The following is a 6,457-nucleotide window of genomic DNA, read 5'->3' on the forward strand; positions in this document are numbered from 1 at the left end:
CTTGCGCAGGAACCGGCCGTCGCGGTTGCAGACGCAGTTGCGGTTCATGCGCACCGCAAAGGCGACGAGATCGGATTCGAGATCGGCGGGCTGGTCCGGAAAGGTGGCTATGGTGGCGAAGATGCCGGCGTTGCAGCGCTCCGTCAGGTCGCGCACGACGGCCATGAATAGCTTTTCCTTGTCACCATGGTGATTGTAGACGGTCTGGCGCGAAACGCCGGCCTCGGCCGCGATCAGGTCGATGTTGGCGCCGGCATAACCCTCCCGGCAGAAAACCGAAGCCGCGGCGTCGACCACCGATATGCGCTTGGCCTCATGGCTGCGTGGCGGGAAAGTGTCAGGAGAAACGCCGAGCTTCATCAAAATCTATATAGCGGTGATTGACGAATTGGACAAGCCTGTCTAAATTTGTGGACACAATAAAGGGAAATCCGCTCCCGAGAGAGACGAGTGAATTCGCTCTTGAGACGAATGAATTCGCTCTTGAGACGAACAAGTTCGCTCTTGGATGTCGGATTTCCGCGGGATGGAACGTCCTTGGGTAGACGCCGGACCTCGGCGGCAACCAGATCCGAAAGAAGCCCTATCATGAGTCCCAAATTCCTCCGCATCGCGGTCGTGCTCGGCTTGTTGTCCGCAATCGGACCGTTCGCCATCGATATGTATCTTCCCGCGCTGCCCTCGATCGGTGAGGATCTCAAGGCCGGCACCGCTGCCGTGCAGATGAGCCTCTTGATCTTCTTCCTGTCGATGGGTTTCGGCCAGATCGTCGTCGGACCAATCTCCGACATGGTCGGACGCAAGCTGCCGCTCTATGCCGGCCTTGCACTGTTCATGGTCGGCGGCGTCGGCTCGGCCACTGCGCCCAATATCGAGTGGCTGATCGCGTTCCGCTTCCTGCAGGGGCTCGGCGCCAGTGCTGGCATGGCCGTGCCGCGCGCCATCGTGCGCGACCTGCACACCGGCAACGAGGCGGCCAAGCTGATGTCGCTCTTGATGCTCGTCTTCTCGGTGTCGCCGATCCTGGCGCCGCTGACCGGCAGCCAGATCATCGAGAGTTTCGGCTGGCGCGCCGTGTTCTGGACGGTCACGGGTGCCGCGGCTTTAGCCACCATCCTGCTCGCCACCTCGCTGAACGAGACGCGGTCGGTCGAGGAGCGCGCCAACTCGTCCTTCGGCACGGCGCTGGCCGGCTACCGCTATCTGATGGGTGACCGCAACTTTCTCGGCCTGACGGCGATCGCCGGCTTCGGCATTGCGAGCTTCTTCGTCTACCTGTCGAGCTCGTCCTTCATCCTGATCGGCCATTACGGCCTGTCGCCGTCGGTCTACAGCGTGTTCTTCTCGATCAATGCGGTCGCCTTCATCGGCATGTCGCAGCTGACCGGAATGCTGGCCGATCGCTTTGGCTTGAAGCGGGTCGTCTGGGTGGCGGTCACCGGCTACGCCACGGTGATGGTGGCGCTGTTCGCGATCATGGCTTCGGGCGTCGACCGGCTCGACGTGATGGCGGCGCTGCTCTTCGTCGGCTACGGCTTCCTCGGCCTGGTCATCCCGACCACCTCGGTGCTGGCGATGGAAGAGCATGGCGAGATCGCCGGCACCGCCTCGGCGCTGATGGGCACGCTGCACTTCGCCATCGGCGCGCTGGCGATGGGCGTCGCCGGCATCTTCTTCGACGGCACGCCGCTGCCCATGGTTGCCGGCATCACGCTTTGCGCGGTGATCTCGTTCAGCCTAGCCAAGCTTACACTCGGCCGAGCGCGCGAAGCGGTCGAAGCGCCCGCGGAGTAAGAGAACCCACAAAAGATCGAAAAAGGCCGGGCTTGCCCGGCCTTTTTCACGTCGATGACAATCCGGCCACGTCGAGGGCAGGATGGCGCATGCGCGCCGGACGAGCCTTGGCCGTTCGGTCGAGTTCGGATGAAAGCAAAGAGGGGGGAAGGTGGAGGTTTCTGTTGCCAGGTACCTCCGAACCCCGCCTAGAAGTGCGAACCTCTAGGGCTTGATTCGAAGCGTTCGCACTGCATTAAGCAGCGAGACGAGCTTCCGCATAGTTGTCGTTGGCAACTATAAGTTTAGCCCGATGACGGTGGTACAATGCCGGGCAAAAGTACGATCTTTACACCTTCGTCGATCCTATTTCGCCCCCAGCAAAAGCCGCTCCGTCGACCAGAGCGGTTTTTGGTGGAGGCGCCGGGTACCGCCCCCGGGTCCGAACGGCTTATTTCATCGCCTGTTTATCGCCATAGTCGGTCAAGCCGACGAAAAGAATATAGGGACCGATCATGGAAAATGGAAGGCCAAACCGGCACTTGTCCCCGGCGCCAAACTCGACAGCCGAGGGTTGACTTGCGCGCTTACTCAATCGAAGCTCCGCCGGCGATGAGGAATCTCTGACCTAGCGCACAGCTTGCGCGGCGCGCCACAAGCCTCATTGACCGGATCCGTGGCGCCGACGAGGGGAAGTTTGATGGCCGACTATCTTGCGGATGTGAAGAAATACGATGCCGGCGTTAGCGCCGACGCGGTCGAGAAGATCGTCAAGCATCTGGGCATCGCACTCAGGAACCGCGATTCCGCGCTGGTGTCCTGCACCGACCCGAAGGAACTCGAGCGCGTTCGGGAGAACTGGGTCGGCAAGAAGCTCGGCATCGCCGATGCCGCCAAGGCCGACGCCTCGATCGAGAAAGTCTGCAAGGCGATGGCCGCCGACAACACCAAGAGCCGCGTGACCTTCTACTACCTGGTGGCGAAGGATCTGGGCAAGCTGGGTTCTCTCTGAGCGTGGCCGTCGGTAGCCGGCACGCCGTCGTGTCGGCGCGCCCTGGATTCTCCGGCGCACGATCCACATTTGTGACGGGCTTTACGGTGTTCGACCGACGGCCAGTCGGTTATGATCATCTGTCATCCGAATCGAGGCGGAGCCGATGCGCCAATATCTCGACCTGTTGAAGCATGTGCTGGAAAACGGCGCCGACCGTGGCGACCGCACCGGCACCGGCACGCGCTCGGTGTTCGGCTACCAGATGCGCTTCGACCTTTCGCGCGGTTTCCCGGTCACCACCACCAAGAAGCTGCACCTGAAGTCGATCATCCACGAGCTTCTGTGGTTCCTGGCCGGCGACACCAACATCAAATATCTCAACGACAACGGCGTCACCATCTGGGACGAATGGGCCGACGAGAACGGTGACCTGGGGCCTGTCTACGGCAAGCAGTGGCGCTCCTGGCCGGACGGGCATGGCGGCGGGATCGACCAGATCGCGGGCCTTCTCAAGGAGATACGCAAGAATCCCAATTCGCGCCGGCTGATCGTCTCGGCCTGGAACCCGGCCGAGGTGGAGGCGATGGCGCTGCCGCCCTGCCACTGCCTGTTCCAGTTCTACGTCTCGGAGGGCCGGCTCTCCTGCCAGCTCTACCAGCGCTCGGCCGACATCTTCCTCGGCGTGCCGTTCAACATCGCTTCCTACGCCTTGCTGACCATGATGGTGGCGCAGGTCACCGGGCTGAAGCCCGGCGACTTCGTCCACACGCTCGGCGACGCGCATCTTTATTCGAACCATTTCGAGCAGGCGCGCGAGCAGATGCGGCGCACGCCGAAACCGCTGCCGACGATGTGGATCAATCCGGAGGTGAAGGATCTCTTCGCCTTCCGCTTCGAGGATTTCCGCCTCGAGAACTATTTTGCCGACGCCAGCATCAAGGCGCCTATTGCAGTGTAGGGGCCTCACCCCCGCACCACGCGGGGCGCGCCAGCATCAATCGATCCCGACCATGACGTCGGACGCTTTGATCACCGCGTAGGCCTGCTTGCCTTTTTCGAGCGCGAGGTCCGCAACCGCTTCATTGGTGATCGAAGCGGTGACGATGGCGCCGCCGCCGATGTCGATCCTGATATGCGAGGTGGTCGCTCCCTTGACGATCTCGGTGACCTTGCCCTTCAGGATATTGCGGGCGCTGATCTTCATGTGCCTCTCCTTCGCTGTATCGAATGGGCTTCATCGTAGGCTGGGAGGATCCCGCCTAACAATGGTCCCGAGGCTAAAAAGCCTTCCATTGTTATGTTCATCTGGATATATCGGTCAAAGGCATTGAGCTGAACGGACTTTCAACAGGGAGGTTTCATGACGGGCAAGGGCTTTGGCTTGAAGGCGTTCGCCATCGGCGGACTGGCGGCAGCGTTGATGGCGGCCGTGCCGGCGGCCCGTGCCGACGACAAGGTGGTCGTGTTCGCCGCGGCGAGCCTCAAGGACGCGCTCGATGCGGCCAACAAGGCCTGCGAGCCGGAGGTCGGCGAAGCGGCGACCATTTCCTATGCGGCAAGCTCGGCGCTGGCCAAGCAGATCGAAGGCGGCGCGCCTGCCGATGTCTTCATCTCGGCCGACCTCGACTGGATGAAATATCTTTCCGACAAGAAGCTGACCAAACCGGACACCGAAGTGAAGCTGCTCGGCAACCAGATCGTGCTGGTGGCGCCGAAGGACTCCAAGGTCGAGGCGAAGGTCGAGAAAGGCTTCGATCTCGCCAAGCTCATCGGCGACAGCAGGCTCGCAATGGGTGACGTCAAGGCTGTGCCGGCCGGCAAATACGGCAAGGCGGCGCTGGAATCGCTGGGCGTCTGGTCCTCGATCGAAGGCAAGGTCGCGCAAGCCGAGAACGTGCGCGCCGCGCTGAAGCTGGTGTCGACGGGCGAGGCCGCGCTCGGCATCGTCTACGCCACCGACGCGCATGCCGATAAGGGCGTGAAGGTTGTCGGAACCTTCCCCGAGGATTCGCATCCGCCGATCATCTACCCGATTGCCCAGACGGCGGATTCGAAGGACAAGGATACGGCTGCCTTCCTGAAGTGCGTCGAGTCGGCCAAGGCTGCCGCGCTCTTCAAGGAACAGGGGTTTACGGTGCTCGCTGCGAGCAACTGAGAGAGACCTTACACCGCATATGAGTTGGCTGCTGGACCTCACTCCCGACGAATGGAATGCGGTCCGGCTGTCGATCAAGGTGGCAACGGTGGCGATGCTCGCCAGCCTGCCGCCCGGCGTCCTGATCGCGCTGCTGCTCGCCCGCGGGCGGTTCTGGGGCAAGACCTTGCTCAACGGGCTGGTGCATCTGCCGCTGATCCTGCCGCCGGTGGTGACCGGCTATCTGCTGCTGCTGACGTTCGGCAAGCGTGGCCCCGCCGGCGCCTTCCTTGCCGAGCATTTCGGCATCGTCTTTTCGTTCCGCTGGACGGGTGCGGCACTCGCCTGCGGAGTGATGGGCTTTCCGCTGATGGTACGGGCGATCCGGCTGTCGATCGAGGCGGTCGACCGCAAGATGGAGGCAGCCGCCGGCACGCTCGGCGCCAATCCGCCCTGGGTCTTCGCCACCATCACGCTGCCGCTGATCCTGCCCGGGCTGATCGCCGGCGCGATCCTCTCCTTCGCCAAGGCGATGGGCGAGTTCGGCGCCACGATCACCTTCGTCTCCAACATCCCCAACGAGACGCAGACGCTGCCCTCGGCGATCTATACCTTCACGCAGGTGCCGGGCGGCGATGCCGGGGCGCTGAGACTGACGCTGATCTCGATCGTCATCTCCATGGTGGCGCTGGTGGCCTCCGAGGTCCTTGCGCGGCGCGTCGGCCGGCGGATGGACATCGAATGACGCTCTCGGTCGACATCAGCCATCGCCTCGGCGATTTCGCGCTCGAAGCGGATTTCGAAAGCGCCGGCCGGCTCACGGCGCTGTTCGGGCCGTCGGGCTCCGGCAAGTCGACGCTGATCAACCTGGTCGCCGGGCTGATCCGGCCGCAGAAGGGGCGCATCGCGGTCGACGGCCGCGTGCTGATCGATACCGCCGCCGGCATGTTCGTGCCGATGCACAAGCGGCGGATCGGCATGGTTTTTCAGGATGCGCGGCTCTTCCCGCATATGAGCGTCGCCGGCAATCTGCGCTACGGACGCTGGTTCACGCCGCCTGCCGAGCGCTACGCCAATATCGATGCGGTGGTCGACCTGCTCGGCATCGGCCATCTGCTCGACCGGCGGCCGGCGAAACTTTCGGGCGGCGAAAAGCAGCGGGTGGCGATCGGCCGTGCCCTGCTTGCCAGCCCGAAGCTCTTATTGATGGACGAACCGCTCGCCTCGCTCGACGAAGCGCGCAAATCCGAAATCCTGCCCTATATCGAGCGGCTGCGCGACGAGACGAAGATCCCGATCGTCTATGTCAGCCATTCCGTCGCCGAGGTGGCGAGGCTGGCGAGCGACGTGGTGGTGCTTTCGCAAGGCAAGGTTGCCGCCTTCGGCCCGGCCGAGGCGATCATGCAGCGGCTGGATCTTTTGCCGGCGGAGGAACGGGGCGAGGGCGGCGCGGTGCTCGACACCAGGGTGCTGCGTCACGACGAGGCTTTCGGCATGACGGTGTTGGGCTCGCCGGCCGGCGACATCCGCATACCGCGCATTGCACGGCCGGTGGG

General features: G+C 63.2%; 8 protein-coding genes and 1 other RNA gene. 6 read left to right on the forward strand and 3 right to left on the reverse strand.

The window, feature by feature from the left end; all coding sequences use genetic code 11:
- A partial coding sequence (locus EOA38_RS24375; RefSeq protein ID WP_145966052.1) for a TetR/AcrR family transcriptional regulator occupies nucleotides 1–360 on the reverse strand: 360 nt, incomplete at its 3' end.
- 228 nt (nucleotides 361–588) lie between these two features.
- Between EOA38_RS24375 and EOA38_RS24380 the strand changes: the two genes are divergently transcribed.
- Nucleotides 589–1,794, forward strand: a complete 1,206-nt coding sequence (locus EOA38_RS24380; RefSeq protein WP_127300428.1) for a multidrug effflux MFS transporter — start codon at nucleotides 589–591, stop codon at nucleotides 1,792–1,794.
- 150 nt (nucleotides 1,795–1,944) lie between these two features.
- Here the strand turns inward: EOA38_RS24380 and ssrA are convergent.
- Nucleotides 1,945–2,305: a transfer-messenger RNA gene (ssrA, locus tag EOA38_RS24385) on the reverse strand.
- A gap of 168 nt (nucleotides 2,306–2,473) precedes the next feature.
- On the opposite strand from ssrA, the gene EOA38_RS24390 reads away from it, so the two are divergent.
- Together EOA38_RS24390 and EOA38_RS24395 are read left to right on the forward strand one after the other, a co-directional pair.
- Nucleotides 2,474–2,785, forward strand: coding sequence for a DUF2853 family protein (locus EOA38_RS24390; protein ID WP_126093135.1), 312 nt, complete (start codon nucleotides 2,474–2,476; stop codon nucleotides 2,783–2,785).
- 145 nt (nucleotides 2,786–2,930) lie between these two features.
- On the forward strand, nucleotides 2,931–3,725 hold the full coding sequence (locus tag EOA38_RS24395) for a thymidylate synthase (RefSeq protein WP_126093136.1): 795 nt from the start codon (nucleotides 2,931–2,933) through the stop codon (nucleotides 3,723–3,725).
- A 36-nt stretch (nucleotides 3,726–3,761) separates the two neighbouring features.
- Here the strand turns inward: EOA38_RS24395 and EOA38_RS24400 are convergent, their stop codons facing one another.
- Nucleotides 3,762–3,971, reverse strand: coding sequence for a molybdopterin-binding protein (locus tag EOA38_RS24400; protein ID WP_127300429.1), 210 nt, complete (start codon nucleotides 3,969–3,971; stop codon nucleotides 3,762–3,764).
- A gap of 156 nt (nucleotides 3,972–4,127) precedes the next feature.
- Between EOA38_RS24400 and modA the strand changes: the two genes are divergently transcribed.
- From modA to modC, 3 genes are all read left to right on the forward strand, one after another.
- Entirely contained in the window at nucleotides 4,128–4,922 is a 795-nt protein-coding gene (modA, locus tag EOA38_RS24405) for a molybdate ABC transporter substrate-binding protein (RefSeq protein WP_126093138.1), read from the forward strand.
- Between the two features lie 19 nt (nucleotides 4,923–4,941).
- Nucleotides 4,942–5,646 carry a molybdate ABC transporter permease subunit gene (gene modB, locus EOA38_RS24410; protein ID WP_126093139.1) on the forward strand — a complete coding sequence of 235 codons (705 nt, stop codon included), beginning with the start codon at nucleotides 4,942–4,944 and terminating at the stop codon, nucleotides 5,644–5,646.
- Nucleotides 5,643–6,457, forward strand: an 815-nt coding sequence (gene modC, locus EOA38_RS24415) for a molybdenum ABC transporter ATP-binding protein (protein ID WP_127300430.1), incomplete at its 3' end; no start/stop codon positions are given. The genes modB and modC, both read left to right, overlap by 4 nt.

This window comes from Mesorhizobium sp. M1E.F.Ca.ET.041.01.1.1, assembly GCF_003997355.1.
Lineage (GTDB): Bacteria > Pseudomonadota > Alphaproteobacteria > Rhizobiales > Rhizobiaceae > Mesorhizobium.